This window comes from Bacillus sp. RCC_6_1 (assembly GCF_041360755.1).
In the GTDB taxonomy this organism is placed as follows: domain Bacteria; phylum Bacillota; class Bacilli; order Bacillales; family Bacillaceae_G; genus Bacillus_A; species Bacillus_A cereus.
This window is the reverse complement of the sequence record NZ_JBFUPV010000001.1, coordinates 330049-345440: the sequence shown is the minus strand read 5'-3', so window position 1 is coordinate 345440 and position 15392 is coordinate 330049. Positions and strand designations below refer to the sequence as shown.

The following is a 15392-nucleotide window of genomic DNA, read 5'->3' as shown; positions in this document are numbered from 1 at the left end:
GCAGAAAATTATGAGACAAAGTTTACAAACAGCTTTTTCTTGTTCTTCTTTTCTTCTCTCCTATCCTGAACTAGGGTGGAGAGAAGCTGTAACTGAATTGCAAGAAGAGGTTGAAACAATAGAACAGGAAGACGTTAAAGCGTCACTTACAGCCTTTATAAAGCAAGCGCTAGATAAAACGAATGATCAACTCATTGATAGTTACGTATATACATTCGATTTTGGTAAGAAAACAAATATGTATCTTACTTATATGAACACTGGTGAACAAAGAGAAAGAGGTATTGAATTACTGGAGTTAAAACAGCATTATAAAAAATCTGGTTTTGAAGTAACAGATAAAGAATTACCTGATTATTTACCGCTATTGCTTGAGTTCTTTGCAAATGCAAATGAGATAGACAGTGAACCAATTATGAGTAAATACACGGAGAATATACAAGCGTTACACGTTCAATTAAAAGAAGCAGACAGTATGTATGAACCAATTCTTGCGGCTGTTCTACTCGCTATCGAAACATGGGGTGTACAGACAAATTAGAAAGGAGAGTTGTTAAAATGATGGATCAATTTCTATGGGTATTGTTTCCCTATATCATTTTTGCAATCTTTATCGGTGGACATATTTTTAGATACAACTATGATCAATTTGGATGGACATCAAAATCTAGTGAACTATTAGAAAAGAAAATGCTCCGACTCGGAAGTCTATTATTTCACTTTGGGATCATGTTCGTAATTGGCGGTCATGTTATGGGGATTTTAATTCCAGAAGCTGTATACCGTTCAGTAGGTATTTCTGAGCATGTGTACCATGTAGTAGCAATTAGTTTCGGACTTCCGGCAGGTGTTGCTTCTATTATCGGTTTAATTATATTAACGTACCGCCGCGTAACTGTAAAACGTATCATTGCAACGAGTACAAAGGGAGATTATATTGCGCTTATTTTATTACTTATCGTAATGCTAGCAGGACTTTCTTCAACATTTTTAAATATCGATTCAAAAGGATTTGATTATCGTACAACGATTGGCCCTTGGTTCCGAAGTCTCTTTATTTTCCAACCGAAAGTTGAATATATGATGGAAGTACCAATATGGTTTAAAATTCACATTCTCGCAGGGATGGGGCTTTTCGCAGTGTGGCCATTTACAAGACTTGTACATGTATTTAGTGCCCCAATTAAATATGTAAGCCGTAGTTATGTGATTTACAGAAGACGTATTCCTAATGAGTTGAAAAAATAATACTGCTGTAAACGGATAGGAGCTAATGGTTAAAACGAAACGAGGTCTAATATGGAAGGCCTCGTTTTTGTTTACATAGGCAATAAACGTTAATAAGTAGTTTAAATTGAAAAAAGATTAGCATCTAAATAAGATGCTAATCAATGCTACAAACAGAAGCAGAGCAATCTTCACAAGCAATTTCACATTTTAAAAATTGTAAATCGTGGATTGTAATCTTTCCTTTATGAATTGAAATTGTACCTTGCTTTTTTAATTCATTTAACATTCGATTTACACTTTCACGTGAAGTTGCACAGAAATTAGCGAGTTCTTGATTCGTTAATGGTAAATCGATGAGAATACCATTTTCTTTTAATACACCGTAACTATTTGTCATTCGTATAAGAGTAGAGTACAGGGCACCTTTTTTGCCGTGTAATACTAAATCTCGGAACTTCGTTTGCATTCTTCTTAAATGTTCACTAATCCATTTCATAAATTCAAATACAAGAGCGGGTTTTTGGAGTAATGCTTTTTCTAACGCTTCACGTTTTATTACACCTACTTCAACATCTTCAAGACATTTTGAGTTTAATAAATATTTTGCATTATCCGTGAACAATGTTAATTCTCCAATAATGTCATATTCCGAACAAATTCGAAGTGTTAATTCTTGTCCGTCAGCACTAAGTTTACTAATTTGTACTTTCCCTGAGTGAATGATATAGAGTTCTGTTGCCTCCATACCTTCTTGAAAAATAAAACTACCTTTTTTTATCTGCATTTTATATTCAACAGATGCAAGTAATTCTTTTAAATCTTGAGATAATGTCATACTGTTTGCCACAGTGATCACCTTTCTTCTTATAAGCAATACATTTCCTATTTTGAGTGTAAGTATGATGAAAATGCAAGAGCTATTTAAAAATAAATTGAAATTTCAATGACCGTAAGGAGGAGTGGCTAAAGATGTGAACAAAATGCGAACGGATTTGTGAAAATTTTTTGAATGGGGAAAGTGATGTGAGAAAAGTCACATTGAATATGTAGCTTCTTTTTTATAATGAAGGCAAATAAAAAAATGAAAGCTTACTAAGGATTGCAGCAGAAAAGAAGGGATAGAGATGCACGAGAATATGAAAGATTCTTTAAAGCGGCCACTTCAAGATTTACGCATTTCAGTTATTGATCGTTGTAATTTTAGGTGCATATATTGTATGCCTGCTGAAGTGTTCGGACCTGATTATGCTTTTTTACAGGAAGAGTGTTTATTAACATTTAATGAAATAGAAAGGTTAGCGAGATTATTTATAAGTATGGGAGTTAATAAAATTAGGCTTACTGGCGGTGAAACTTTATTGCGTAAAGACTTACCGAAGTTAATTGCAAGACTTACAAATCTAGAAGGCTTAAAAGATATTGGACTCACAACAAACGGAATTCATTTAGCAAAACAAGCTAAGGCGCTAAAAGACGCGGGATTAAAACGTGTAAATATTAGTTTAGATGCGATAGAGGACCATGTCTTCAAAAAAATTAACGGAAGAAATGTAAGTACAAAACCTGTACTGAAAGGAATAGAAGCAGCAAATGCTGCTGGATTAGAAGTAAAGGTAAATATGGTCGTAAAAAAAGGGATGAATGATAGTCAAATTCTTCATATGGCGCGTTATTTTAAAGAAAAAGAAATTCAGCTCCGTTTCATTGAGTTTATGGATGTAGGCAGTACAAACGGATGGAATTTTGAAGAAGTCATTACGAAGGAACAATTAATAGAGAAAATTAATCGTGTATATCCAATTGAGCCCGCTCAGCCTCGTTATTTTGGAGAGGTTGCGAAATTGTATCGATATGTAGGGAGTAATGCAGAAGTTGGATTTATTACTTCTGTTTCTGAGTCATTTTGTTCTTCTTGTACGAGAGCTCGTATTTCGGCAGACGGCAAGTTTTTCACATGCCTATTTGGAGCGAAAGGAACGGATTTGCGAACGCTTCTTCGAGAAAATATTTCTGATGCATCACTATTAAAAATTTTAAATGATACATGGCGATATAGAACAGATCGATATTCAGATGAAAGAACGGTTGAGAATACAAGTAAACGTCCAAAAGTTGAAATGTCTTACATTGGTGGATAGTGAAAGGAGGATTTCTTATGCAAGAGCGTTATTCAAGACAAGTGTTGTTTTCTGGAATTGGTGAAATGGGACAAAGAAAAATAAGAGAAAAGCATGTGCTCCTAATCGGTGCGGGTGCGCTAGGAGCTGCGAATGCAGAAGCACTTGCTAGGATGGGAATTGGGAAATTGACAATTGCTGATCGTGACTACGTCGAATGGAGTAATTTACAGCGGCAGCAGTTATATACAGAAGAAGATGCGCAGCAGTGTAAACTAAAAGCAATTGCAGCAGCAGAACATGTAAGAAAGATTAATTCTGAAGTGGAAATTGTACCAGTTGTAACAGATGTCACAATGCGAGAAATAGAAGAGTTAACAAAAGATGTGGATCTCATATTAGATGCGACTGACAATTTCGATACGCGTCTACTTATAAATGACATTTCACAAAAAGAAAATATACCTTGGATATATGGCGGATGTATTGGGAGTTACGGTGTAACGTATACAATTCTTCCTGGGAAAACACCATGTTTTCGCTGTCTAATGGATCATCCTATGGGCGGTGCAACATGCGATACAGCCGGAATCATTCAGCCAGCTGTACAAATGGTCGTTGCTCACCAAGTTACAGAGGCGATGAAAATATTGGTGGGTGATTATGAATCATTAAGAGGGACGATGTTGTCATTTGATATTTGGAACAATCAATATCTCTCATTAAAAGTAAATAGACAGAAGAAAAGTACATGTCCTTCTTGTGGGAAATCACGAACGTATCCAAGCTTAATATTTGAAGCGCAAATGAAAACGGAAGTGTTATGCGGACGGAATACAGTTCAAATCCGTTCAGGAATAAAGAGAAATCTTAATTTAACCGAAATTCAAAAACGATTACAAAAAAGTGTACATGTCAAAAAAACGCCTTACTTACTATCATTTCTAGTTGATGAATATCGTTTTGTTTTATTTATAGACGGTAGGGCATTTATTCATGGGACAAATGATGTGAAAATAGCAAAACGATTATACGCCAAATATATAGGATGAACAGAAAAATCGTTTTTTCCTTATTAAAACGAGGTGAAAAAGAATGTTAGATAAACGTATACCAATTCCAGTAGCAGAAGCAGTTGCTCGTGTAATGAAATATGCCTACCAAGGTGAAATGGAAAAGGTTTCTCTTATAGAAAGCTACGGTAGAACACTTGGAGAAGATGTTATTGCAGATCATGATGTTCCGCATTTTGATCGCTCTCCATACGACGGGTTTGCGATTCGAGCGGAAGATACAAAAGAAGCGAGTAGTAGTAACCCCATTCAATTTGAAGTAATTGGCGAAATTGGAGCAGGCTTTGTTTTTACAGAAGAAGTGAAAGAATTTCAAGCTGTCCGTATTATGACAGGTGCCGCAATTCCGGAAGGGTGTAATGCGGTTGTTATGTTAGAGCTAACGGAAGGATTTGAAGAAAACGAAAAGATTTATATGGTATTAAAACGCTCTTTCTCTTCTGGCGATAACATTTCTTTTAAAGGAGAAGATGTAAACCAAAATAGCATCCTTGTGAAAAAAGGGACTGTTATTAATCCTGGAGTAGCAGCGCTTCTTGCTACGTTTGGTTATAGTTCCGTACATGTTATAAAACAGCCGGTTATTGGAATTGTAACAACAGGAAGCGAACTGCTTGAAGTACATGAACAATTAAAGCTAGGGAAGATTCGAAATAGTAACTCTTATATGATTGCTGCTCAAATTGAACGAGCCGGCGGAGTTGTACAGTATTATGGGCAATTCGCTGACGATTTAGAGACGTGTTATAACACTGTAAAAAAAGCGATGAAAGAAGTCGATATTTTAATTACAACTGGTGGCGTTTCGGTAGGAGATTATGACTATTTACCTGCTATTCATAAGAGGTTACAAGCTAATATACTTTTTAACAAAATAGCGATGCGACCAGGAAGTGTGACAACTGTAGCTGAGGTAGAAGGAAAACTACTATTTGGTTTATCTGGTAATCCTTCTGCTTGTTATGTCGGATGTGAGTTATATGTTCGACCAGTCATTGGAACATATTTGCATAGGAAAGATCCACACATTTATCGTGCAGAAGCAATTTTACAAAAAGACTTTTCGAAAGCAAATCCGTTTACTCGTTTTGTAAGAGGGAGAGTGGAATTTGTAGATGGTCAATTACAAGTTACACCAGTTGGTTTAGATAAATCTAGCGCAATTTCTTCACTTGCAGAAGCAAATGCATTTATCGTTTTGCCGGGGGGAACGAGAGGATTTGAAGCCGGAATAATCGTTTCGGTACTGTTATTAGAATCAAACGTCGGAAGTGAGTGGCCGTGGGATGAACCGCTTCGATCATATAAATAATAGAAAATAGATTGCTAACTTATACAAAGATAAGAGGTGCAAAATGACACATACGTATTATGAAGTAATTGATACACCTATTTCAATTGAGGAAGTTACAAACAAAGTAATTCGTCGTGAGTGTGGCGCAGTTACTACTTTCGTTGGTACTGTTAGAGAATTTACGAAAGGGCGTCGTACGCTACATTTAGAGTATGTAGCATATAAAACAATGGTAGAAAAACAACTTGAGAGAATTGGTACTGAAGTAGGAGAGAGGTGGCCTGGGACATTTGTCGCCATTACACATCGCATTGGTACATTACAAATTTCTGATCTTGCTGTTGTCGTCGCTGTTTCTACACCACATCGGAAAGCAGCCTATGAGGCGAACGAATATATTATGGAGCGTATAAAACAAATCGTTCCAATTTGGAAGAAAGAATTTTGGGAAGATGGTGAATCATGGGTTGGTGATCAGTTAGAGAATGTAGCATATGAGAATGGTGAGCCTGAAGAGGAGATGAGAATATGATTGAAGTACTATTATTTGCACATTTACAAGAAGAAGTAAGTAAGCCAGCATTACAAATCGATTGTGAAAATATTACAGTTGCTGAACTAAAGAAGGTACTCATTAAGAAATACAACGTAGCGATTTCAAATGAAATCATGGTGGCTATAAATGAAGAGTATGCAAATGAGAATGACATCATTCAAACTGGTGATACTGTGGCGATGATTCCGCCAGTAAGTGGTGGTTGATTCTTTTCGACCTAATCATGTTACGACGTGATTAGGCTGGAGAGAATGAATATAACTATGCATACATAGGAGGGAACAGGATGAAAAGTCCTAATTTTCAATTAAGTTTACAAACTTCTAATCTAATTATAGGTTTTATGGTATGGGTCATTTTATCATCATTAATGCCTTATATTAAAGTGGATATCCCATTAACTGCGGGGCAAATTTCTATGGTCACAGCAGTACCCGTTATTTTAGGTTCTGTTCTTCGCATTCCAATTGGTTATTGGACAAATCGTTTCGGAGCAAGAAAATTATTCTTTATTAGTTTTATTCTATTATTACTTCCTGTCTTTTATATTAGTGTTGCCAATTCTATGATGGATTTAATTATTGGTGGATTATTTGTAGGAATCGGTGGTGCTGTATTCTCTGTAGGAGTAACTTCTTTACCAAAATACTTTCCGAAAGAGAGTCATGGTTTTGTAAATGGTATTTACGGTGTCGGTAACGCCGGAACAGCAATTACTTCATTTTTAGCGCCTGTTATCGCAACTTCAGTTGGCTGGAGAACGACAGTACAATGTTATTTAGTTTTACTTGCAGCATTTGCACTTATGAACTTTTTATTAGGTGATCGTAGGGAGAAAAAGGTGAATACACCATTAATGGAACAAATAAAAGGTGTATATAAAAATGAGAAACTTTGGTTTTTATGTATCTTTTACTTTTTAACATTCGGATCATTTGTCGCATTTACAGTATACTTACCAAACTTTTTAGTATCTCACTTCGGATTAGAGAAAGTAGATGCTGGTATGCGAACTGCAGGATTCATCGTACTCGCAACAATTATGCGTCCGATTGGTGGTTGGCTCGGCGATAAGTTTAATCCATTTAAAATATTAATCTTCGTATTTATCGGTTTAACACTTTCAGGTATTATTTTATCATTCATGCCTAGTATGAACGTGTATACATTTGGTTGCTTACTAGTCGCATTTTGTGCAGGCATTGGTAATGGTACAATCTTTAAACTCGTTCCAATGTACTTCTCAGAACAAGCAGGTATTGTAAATGGACTCGTTTCAGCTTTAGGTGGACTAGGAGGGTTCTTCCCGCCCCTAATTTTAACATTACTATTCCAACTAACAGGCCATTATGCAATTGGATTTATGGCATTATCAGAAGTCGCACTTGCTTGTTTAATCATTACAGTGTGGATGTATAGTCAAGAAAAGCTGTTAGTGATGTTAAAGAATCATTAATAAGGAAAAAGAACCATCCCAAAGTATTTTGGGATGGTTCTTTTAGTAATAGGCTTCAACATGTTTTTATTGATCTCTCAATAAACGCTTATTTTCTATAAGAATGTGCTTTTAAAATGAAGATGTCAAAAGTTATTCAATTAAAGGGCAGATTAGTTAAGGAAATCTTTAAAGTATTTACATATAGACTTGCGAAAAAAGACACAATCTCGCTTATAATTAAAGTTATATGAGCTTAGGGTGATAGCGATGGGGTGGGAGTGTCAAGTAAGAATTTTATGCATAATTGCCACTAAGGGAGATGATTAAAAGTTGAGTAAACAGAATATCAGCACAATAGTTTCAGGAGATTTGATTGTTACCCATCTAATTGGCCAGATTAATACAGAGGATGTGTATGAATGGTTTAATGATTTTGAGCAGGTTTGTCAGCAATTTATTTCTGAGGGTCGGAAATACAAATTGTTGGTGGATAGAAAAGGGTATACCCCAAATCATTTTTCTGTTCAAAAAGTATGGAAAGATAAGTTCTTCAATGAAACCATTTTGAATCATAGTAAGGCAATTGCATTTCTTCTTGAAGAAGGAGAGATACTGAAGTATTTGCAACAATCCAATACAAAAGAATCCGTGGAGTTTTTTGATGATTATGAACAAGCGCTAATTTGGTTGAATGAATATCCAATATAAAAACTGAATAGAAAGAGTTGCTCGTAATGTTACACTTGTCATGAAATTTATTTGTTTACAAGTTGCAAACACCATTTATTTTCTTCATAGATTGCTTGTGAAATAAAAGAACGGAACTACAACAAAAAGAACAAACGTCCCCTAAAAAACGTTTGTCCAAAGGTAATTACTATTTTAACTAAGAAATAGATTACAATTTATGTGTACGAGAAATCTTTTTTATAAGTTTAGGCAATATAGATGTTAGTTCTTGCTTCAAACGCTTCGTAAATGATGGATCTTTACCAGAAGTTGAAATAGTGACAACATATTCATTATTTCTTATAACGCCAGGTGTGTGAAAAGATGATTCTGTACCATCACTTACAACGTTAACCCACTGGAAATCATGAGCGGCCTGTTTGACCATCATATTTACAGCGTGTTGATTTGTAGCTGCATAAATAAGGTGAGCATCTTTAATATCATCATTACTAAAAGCTTTTTGCTTCCAAGTAATATAAGAAAGTTCCTTCATTTCCTCGCAAATTTCTGGACTGACAACAGTGACGAAAGCGCCTGTATCTTTTAATCCAGACGCTTTTCGATATGCAATTTTACCTCCACCAATGATAACAACCACTTTATTTTGTAGATTAAACATAAGAGGGTACATGTTATACATATATGCATTCCTCCATTCGTTCTAACAATGTTAGTTTCATATATGTATCAAACTGAAGACAGTTACAAGTCGTAACATGATTATATTTTTTTGTATGCAATTCAATTTTTTGAAGTAATAATCCGGTAAAGAGAAGGTATGGCATGACATATACATGGGACGCAGTCGATGGTATATCCTTGAGCTCAGCAGTAAAAGAGGGAGTTCCTTTCGTTAAAAAGGAACAGGATACTGGCATACCAAGTTTTCGTTGGACAGCTGCTCCGATTAGTTGTAACTCATGTATCGGTTGTGTATCACTACTGCCTCGTCCTACGAGTAAAATACTACTATTTTGCATTGGCATAGCTTCACGTATTCTTTTCACTACAAGTTCCACCATATGTGGATGTGTACTAAAAGGAGGTACAACTGAAAATGTTATTTGTGGATATTTCTTTTGTAGTTGTTCTATTTCAAAAGGAATATCACGTTTATAGTGAGCTGCTGCAAATAATAAAACAGGTACAATCATTATTTCAGTTACTCCCTCTATTATCGTTTCTGTAACTGCATCCGAAATAGTAGGTGTCGTTAGTTCTAGAAAAGCTATTTTTTGAATTCTTTCGTTTCGCTCTTTCATAACAGATTGAATAAATTGAATGAATTGTTCATTACCTTCTTGTAGCCGGCTCCCATGTCCAACATATACAATTCCTTTCATTGTCTCACCATGTCTTTCTTCATAAGAGTTTCTTGTAATTGATGATCTACGTTATGAAACCCAACTTTATTTGCATAGTATAAAGTTGGAACGTCGGTATACGAGAATGGGAGAGTAAGAATATCGATAAAGCCAAGGCGTTTTATTTCTGCTAGAAACGTATCAATAGAAGCACGACCTTCAAATACAATGCTATCCCATGAGAATTCAGAAAGCATACGTGAATGAATTTCATCGAAGCGATGATCAATTGTGTACTCATGAGTCATCATATAGGAACCAGCACCAATTTTTTCTTGTATAAAAGCAATTCGGTTAATGTTTCGTCCTAAATAAACTGTTGTATTGGAAGAGAACTCTGCTTGTTTACTTAGTAGCCCATATTGCATAAGTTTTTCTTGAGTGGCAACGTTCATATGTTGTAGTTGCGCTTGTAAAGAACGAATATCTTTTTGGTGTTTACTACATGATTGCATCAATATTTCTACACTTTCAGCTGAACAAAAAACAAGACGATTAACGTTAAAAATTTCATTGATTTGTTCAAGTGTTAATGTGTATTCTACCTTTTTGAAAGTAGGAATTTGATATATTTCTGCACCGGCTTCTTGTAACTTTTGCTTCATTGAACTTGTTTTATTCGTTGCAGATGCAAATAAAACTTTTTTCTCGTGTAATGGTTTACGTTCTTTCCAAGCGATCTGATCCCGTAAGGAAACGACATCACCAATAATTGTCATAGAAGGATTAGAAATATTTTCGTTTTTGACAATAGAAACAATGGTAGACAGTGTCCCTGTGACAACGCGCTGTTTACCAGTTGTACCCCATTCAATGACTGCTACTGGCGTATCTTCTTTTTTTCCTGCTTGTAGTAAGTTTTCACAAATTGTAGGTAAGTTTTTTATACCCATGTAGTAGGCAATCGTGTCGCTATTGTAAGATGAATTATATTTTCCATGATCGGTTAAAGGACCTTTTGCATGTCCGGTTAATAAAGTGACACTATTACTGTAGTCACGGTGGGTGAGGGGAATACCTGCATAGATACTAGCGGCGATGCTAGATGTAATACCTGGTACAATTTCATATGGAATATTTGCTGATGCTAAAGTTTCTGCTTCTTCACCAACACGGCCAAAAATAGATGGATCTCCGCCTTTTAAGCGGACTATGATTTTTCCTTCTTTCGCAAATTGAAGGAGGTGTGAGTTAATCATTTCTTGACGCATAGTATGATTCTTTGGCATTTTTCCGCAATAAATAAGTTCACATGTTTCTTTTGTATAATTAAGAAAGGAAGGGTTTAATAAGCGGTCATATAAGACGATATCTGCACGATTTAAGCACTCTATCGCTTTTTTTGTAATAAGCCCTTCATCACCTGGTCCTGCACCAACTAAATATACATATCCGTTCATATTCGCACCTCGTCTATTTTTATTTAAAAGGAAGCCAGGGGAGGCTTCCTTTTTTAAATTACATGTATATATAAATATCCCCGTCAATAACTTCTACTTCATACGTTTGAATACAACCGTCATCAGGTTTTTGAACTTCACCTGTTAGTAGTGAAATTTTCCAATCATGTAGGGGACAAAAGACGAATTCTCCAGATACAATACCTTCCGCTAATGGCCCTTTTTTATGAGGACAACGATTTTCTACAGCTCGAATATCGCCATTTGAAAGGCGGAATAGGGCGAAAGACATACCTTTCATTTGCACCTCTTTACCGATTTGAATAGGAAGGTCTTCTGCACGCATAACTTTTATTTTTTCTTTCGTTTGTATCATATAGATCACAGCTCCTTATTTCACAGTTTCTACTTCATACATCGCTTTTAATGATTTCGTTTCTAGTGCTTGTCCCCATGCTTCTTTATATGTGCCACGAGCTTTTTGGAAACGTTCATTTAACTTAGTGACCATATTTGCATCTTGCAGTATTTCCTTTATGTGATCGAAGCCTAATCGTTCTGTCCAGTAGGCAGTACGCTCTCCATAAATACCAGTTTCACGATAATATTGCATGTAAGCTGTAGCGATGCGAAGGACATCATCTTCAGTAGGGACAATCATTACAAAATCAGCTTCGCGTACTTCCGTACCACCATTTCCGCCAATATAAAGTTGGTATCCATTTTCGACACAAACAACGCCAAAATCTTTCGTCAGTACTTCCGCACAGTTACGTGGACAGCCCGTTACACCCATCTTCATTTTATGAGGTGTATCTACCATTTCTAATGATTGTTCAAGCAACATACCAAGTCCTAATGAATCTTTCGTACCGAAACGGCAGAAACGAGAGCCAACACATGATTTTACATTACGAAGAGATTTTGAATACGCATATCCAGAAGCCATATTTAATTCAGCCCATACGTTAGGTAAATCTTGTTTCTTAACACCGTATAAGCCAATTCGGCTCGCACCTGTAATTTTCACAAGTGGAACATCGTACTTTTTCGCAACTTCAGCAATTTTCATTAAATCATCTGCTGTTGTAACGCCTCCGTACATACGTGGAATAACAGAGAAGGTACCATCGTGCTGGATGTTACCATTCATTCTTTCATTCACGAAACGGGATGATTTATCATCTTCATATTCTTCTGGAATCGCCATACGTAAATAGTAGTTTAAAGCAGGACGACATTTCGAACATCCATCTTCATGTACAAAACCAAGAACGTTTCGTACTTCTTTTGGAGATTTTAAACCTTTCTCATGAATGGCCGCTACGACTTCATCACGTGATAAAGGTGTACATCCGCACATACCGGTAGACTGTGCAGAAGCATCAAAAGCATCTCCAAGTGTATGAGATAAAACTTGTTCTACAAGCGGACGACATTTACCACAAGACCCTGCGGCTTTCGTACAGGCTTTAACTTCTTCAAAAGTCTTTAACTCCTGTTCTAAAATGGCGTGAACGATTGTGCCTTTCGTAACACCATTACATCCGCAAATTGTGTCATCCGCACTCATAGTAGCAACGTCAAGTTCACATTCTTCACCAGCTTTGTGAAGAATGGAAGCTGGTGTATATTCTTGTATATCTTCTTCTTTCTTTAATATGCTAAAGAGGCGGGTACCGTCAGCTGTATCACCGTATAAAACGATACCGACGACTTTATTATCACGAATTAATATTTTTTTATAGGAACGTTTACATTCATTAAAGATGGATATTGCTTTCGTTTGATCATCTTCATAAATTTGGCCAGCAGAGAATAAATCACAACCAGCAACTTTTAATTGTGTACCGACGATACTGCCCGAATATCCATCAGTTTGTAAATTTGTTATATGTTTTGCTAATATCGCACCTTGTTCATAAAGAGGAGCAACAAGTCCATATGCGATACCGTCATGCTCTGCACATTCTCCAACTGCATAAATGGACTCATCATTTGTTAGCATATAGTCATTGACTACAATACCGCGATTTACAATTAGACCAGCATCTTTTGCTATTTGCGTATTTGGCCGTATTCCGACAGCCATTACGATTAAATCACAATCTACAACTTCACCGTCTTCAAATTGAATGCCCTCAACATGGTCTGTACCAAGAATTTTTACAGTTTTCTTTTCCATTAAAAACTTCATGCCTTGTGCTTCTAAATCTTCACGCAGAAGAGCAGCTGCTTTCGTATCTAGTTGTTGCTCCATTAAGCTAGGCATTAAATGAACAACATGTACGTCCATTCCTAAATCAATTAGACCTCTTGCGGCTTCTAAACCGAGTAACCCGCCACCAATGACAACGGCCTTTTTCTTTTCTTTAGCGGTATCTATCATAAATTGTGTATCTTCAATAGTTCGAAATCCTGTTACACCAGAAAGTGCGGAACCTTCAACAGGTAAAATAAAAGCACTAGAACCTGTTGCGATAATGAGCTTGTCGTATGTAAGAGTACGCTTCTTTTCTGTAATAATAATTTTTTCTTCTCGGTTAATACTTTGAACTCTTTCATTCGTATACAAAGTTATTTCGTTTTCTTCATACCAACTGTATTCATTCATAATGATATCTTGTATATTTGTTTTGCCTTGTAAAACATGAGAGAGCATAATGCGGTTGTAGTTTGGATGCGGTTCATCTCCAAAAATAGTAATCTCATATGAATCACTATCATGTTTTAAGATTTCTTCCATACAGCGAATGCCAGCCATACCATTTCCGATCATAACTAAACGTTTTTTCATTTTCGTTTCCCCTTTTTATGTGAAATATTGAACAAAGGATTATATTTTTATTATAGAAAATCAAATAAGGGGGAGATGTGATATTTATCACATCTTTATAATGATTCACAAATTGTTAAAATTCGGTTTTATGTGAAGGGGATGTGAATATTTTTCGCAAAACGAAAAAGCAGGCCATAAGTATTTACACTCATGTCCTGCACTTGATTTATGCTTTCGTAATGGCACGCGGAAATAAAATATTATTTTCTAAATGAATATGCTCAAATAAATCAGACTCTAGCGCTTCGAGGCGTTGGTAAACAAGTCGATAAGTACCGCAAGCACCTTCTGGAGGAGTAAAGTCATTTGTCACTTTACGAAGTTCTTTTATAATATTTCCAGCATGATTGTGCTCATTTTCTAGTTCATTTACTACTTTACGTAACTTAGCATAGTTTTCATTAGTTGGATTTTGTTCAAATTCTAAAATTAATGGAAAATCTTCCATTTCTTCTTTAATTAAATGCTGTTCTAATTCCATTTTAAGTTCATGAAATAGCTTATGAATTTGAGCTAAATGAGGCTGACTTGCCCCATGAACACGTAATACTTTTGTCACATATGGACTTAACTGTGGTAATTCTTCATTTAAATAGCGGTGATGCTTATTTATAACATAATCAATCAATTCACGATAAGAAGCATTTTTCCAATCAATTTCCGATTCATTTAATCGTTTCGTATTATGATAAAGCGTATTTAACTCTGTAAGCACTTCAGTAGCTGATAAATTTCTTTCATGAATTGCATCAATAAGTGGCTTATTACCGCCACAACAAAAATCTATTCTATATGATTTAAAAAGATCACTAGCTTTCGGAAATTGTGTAACAATCTCACCAACAATTGAAGTTTCAGTAAATGTATGTTCCATATGAATGCCTCCATAAAATTTTAATGTAATATCTGAATTAAGAATAGCGATAAATTAAAATCTATGTAGTGATTGAAATCACTTATTCTGTGTCGTTTTTGAGAATAATAAGAAGAATGTTATTAAAATAAGGGGGAAAGTAATAAGTGGTAATATTTTACGTTAATAAAAAAGAAGCTTAGTAAAAGCTTCTTTTTTATTACTATTTTTCACATGCAATTCCATCGCCATCACGATCAAGATGAGAGCTATAACCTGGTTGCCCTTTATGTAAAGGAGCTTTCCCAGCTGCTCTAACTGCAGCACAATTTTTGTAGTATGCACTATCAGTATTACCATTAGCTGGTTGTGTTTGAGCTTGCTGTGCTTTTTGTTCTTCTTGTTGTTTGCGAGCTTGTTCATCAGCCAGACGTTTTTGTTCTTCTTGTTGTTTACGAGCTTGTTCATCAGCCAGACGTTTTTGCTCTTCTTGTTG

17 protein-coding genes are annotated in these 15392 nt (G+C 35.7%); 9 read left to right on the top strand and 8 right to left on the bottom strand.

Features of this window, described 5'->3' with window-relative positions; all coding sequences use genetic code 11:
* Nucleotides 1-10 precede the first annotated feature (10 nt).
* Both narJ and narI read left to right on the top strand, forming a co-directional pair.
* Nucleotides 11-541: a nitrate reductase molybdenum cofactor assembly chaperone gene (narJ, locus tag AB6801_RS01665; RefSeq protein WP_001249923.1), complete on the top strand. Its 531-nt coding sequence runs from the start codon at nt 11-13 to the stop codon at nt 539-541.
* A 17-nt stretch (nt 542-558) separates the two neighbouring features.
* Nucleotides 559-1248, top strand: coding sequence for a respiratory nitrate reductase subunit gamma (gene narI, locus AB6801_RS01660; protein WP_000969223.1), 690 nt, complete (start codon nt 559-561; stop codon nt 1246-1248).
* Between the two features lie 136 nt (nt 1249-1384).
* On the opposite strand, the gene AB6801_RS01655 is transcribed toward narI, so the two are convergent.
* Nucleotides 1385-2077, bottom strand: coding sequence for a Crp/Fnr family transcriptional regulator (locus tag AB6801_RS01655; RefSeq protein WP_000013866.1), 693 nt, complete (start codon nt 2075-2077; stop codon nt 1385-1387).
* Nucleotides 2078-2354: 277 nt separating this feature from the next.
* Here AB6801_RS01655 and moaA point away from each other — a divergent pair, with 277 nt between their 5' ends.
* The 7 genes from moaA (at nt 2355) to AB6801_RS01620 (ending at nt 8416) form a co-directional block, all read left to right on the top strand.
* On the top strand, nt 2355-3368 hold the full coding sequence (moaA, locus tag AB6801_RS01650; RefSeq protein WP_097999310.1) for a GTP 3',8-cyclase MoaA: 1014 nt from the start codon (nt 2355-2357) through the stop codon (nt 3366-3368).
* Between the two features lie 17 nt (nt 3369-3385).
* Nucleotides 3386-4399 (top strand): molybdopterin-synthase adenylyltransferase MoeB, encoded by a 1014-nt coding sequence (locus tag AB6801_RS01645; protein ID WP_001158126.1) that lies wholly within the window; start codon nt 3386-3388, stop codon nt 4397-4399.
* 43 nt (nt 4400-4442) lie between these two features.
* Entirely contained in the window at nt 4443-5732 is a 1290-nt protein-coding gene (locus tag AB6801_RS01640; protein ID WP_000884819.1) for a molybdopterin molybdotransferase MoeA, read from the top strand.
* Nucleotides 5733-5775: 43 nt separating this feature from the next.
* The gene (locus AB6801_RS01635; RefSeq protein ID WP_061655331.1) at nt 5776-6246 is read left to right on the top strand and encodes a molybdenum cofactor biosynthesis protein MoaE; all 471 of its coding nucleotides are present in this window, start codon (nt 5776-5778) and stop codon (nt 6244-6246) included.
* Nucleotides 6243-6476, top strand: a complete 234-nt coding sequence (gene moaD / locus AB6801_RS01630; protein ID WP_000573682.1) for a molybdopterin converting factor subunit 1 — start codon at nt 6243-6245, stop codon at nt 6474-6476. Before AB6801_RS01635 ends, moaD begins: the two co-directional genes overlap by 4 nt.
* 80 nt (nt 6477-6556) lie before the next feature.
* Nucleotides 6557-7726 (top strand): nitrate transporter NarK, encoded by a 1170-nt coding sequence (narK, locus tag AB6801_RS01625; RefSeq protein ID WP_000841858.1) that lies wholly within the window; start codon nt 6557-6559, stop codon nt 7724-7726.
* Between the two features lie 312 nt (nt 7727-8038).
* A complete protein-coding gene (locus tag AB6801_RS01620) occupies nt 8039-8416 on the top strand; it encodes an STAS/SEC14 domain-containing protein (protein WP_000043362.1) in 378 nt (125 codons plus the stop codon).
* Nucleotides 8417-8606: 190 nt separating this feature from the next.
* Here AB6801_RS01620 and AB6801_RS01615 read toward each other — a convergent pair whose 3' ends face one another.
* The 7 genes from AB6801_RS01615 to AB6801_RS01585 form a co-directional block, all read right to left on the bottom strand.
* A complete protein-coding gene (locus AB6801_RS01615) occupies nt 8607-9080 on the bottom strand; it encodes a precorrin-2 dehydrogenase (RefSeq protein ID WP_000282595.1) in 474 nt (157 codons plus the stop codon).
* On the bottom strand, nt 9073-9783 hold the full coding sequence (locus AB6801_RS01610; protein ID WP_000676475.1) for a sirohydrochlorin chelatase: 711 nt from the start codon (nt 9781-9783) through the stop codon (nt 9073-9075). The genes AB6801_RS01615 and AB6801_RS01610 overlap by 8 nt, the downstream gene beginning before the upstream one ends.
* Nucleotides 9780-11204 carry a uroporphyrin-III C-methyltransferase gene (locus AB6801_RS01605; RefSeq protein WP_097998230.1) on the bottom strand — a complete coding sequence of 475 codons (1425 nt, stop codon included), beginning with the start codon at nt 11202-11204 and terminating at the stop codon, nt 9780-9782. Before AB6801_RS01605 ends, AB6801_RS01610 begins: the two co-directional genes overlap by 4 nt.
* Before the next feature lie 58 nt (nt 11205-11262).
* The gene (gene nirD, locus AB6801_RS01600) at nt 11263-11580 is read right to left on the bottom strand and encodes a nitrite reductase small subunit NirD (protein ID WP_000616682.1); all 318 of its coding nucleotides are present in this window, start codon (nt 11578-11580) and stop codon (nt 11263-11265) included.
* Between the two features lie 15 nt (nt 11581-11595).
* Entirely contained in the window at nt 11596-14001 is a 2406-nt protein-coding gene (nirB, locus tag AB6801_RS01595) for an NADPH-nitrite reductase large subunit (RefSeq protein WP_000746918.1), read from the bottom strand.
* A 208-nt stretch (nt 14002-14209) separates the two neighbouring features.
* A complete protein-coding gene (gene ric / locus AB6801_RS01590) occupies nt 14210-14917 on the bottom strand; it encodes an iron-sulfur cluster repair di-iron protein (protein WP_000401361.1) in 708 nt (235 codons plus the stop codon).
* Between the two features lie 202 nt (nt 14918-15119).
* A partial coding sequence (locus tag AB6801_RS01585; RefSeq protein WP_172793813.1) for an excalibur calcium-binding domain-containing protein occupies nt 15120-15392 on the bottom strand: 273 nt, incomplete at its 5' end.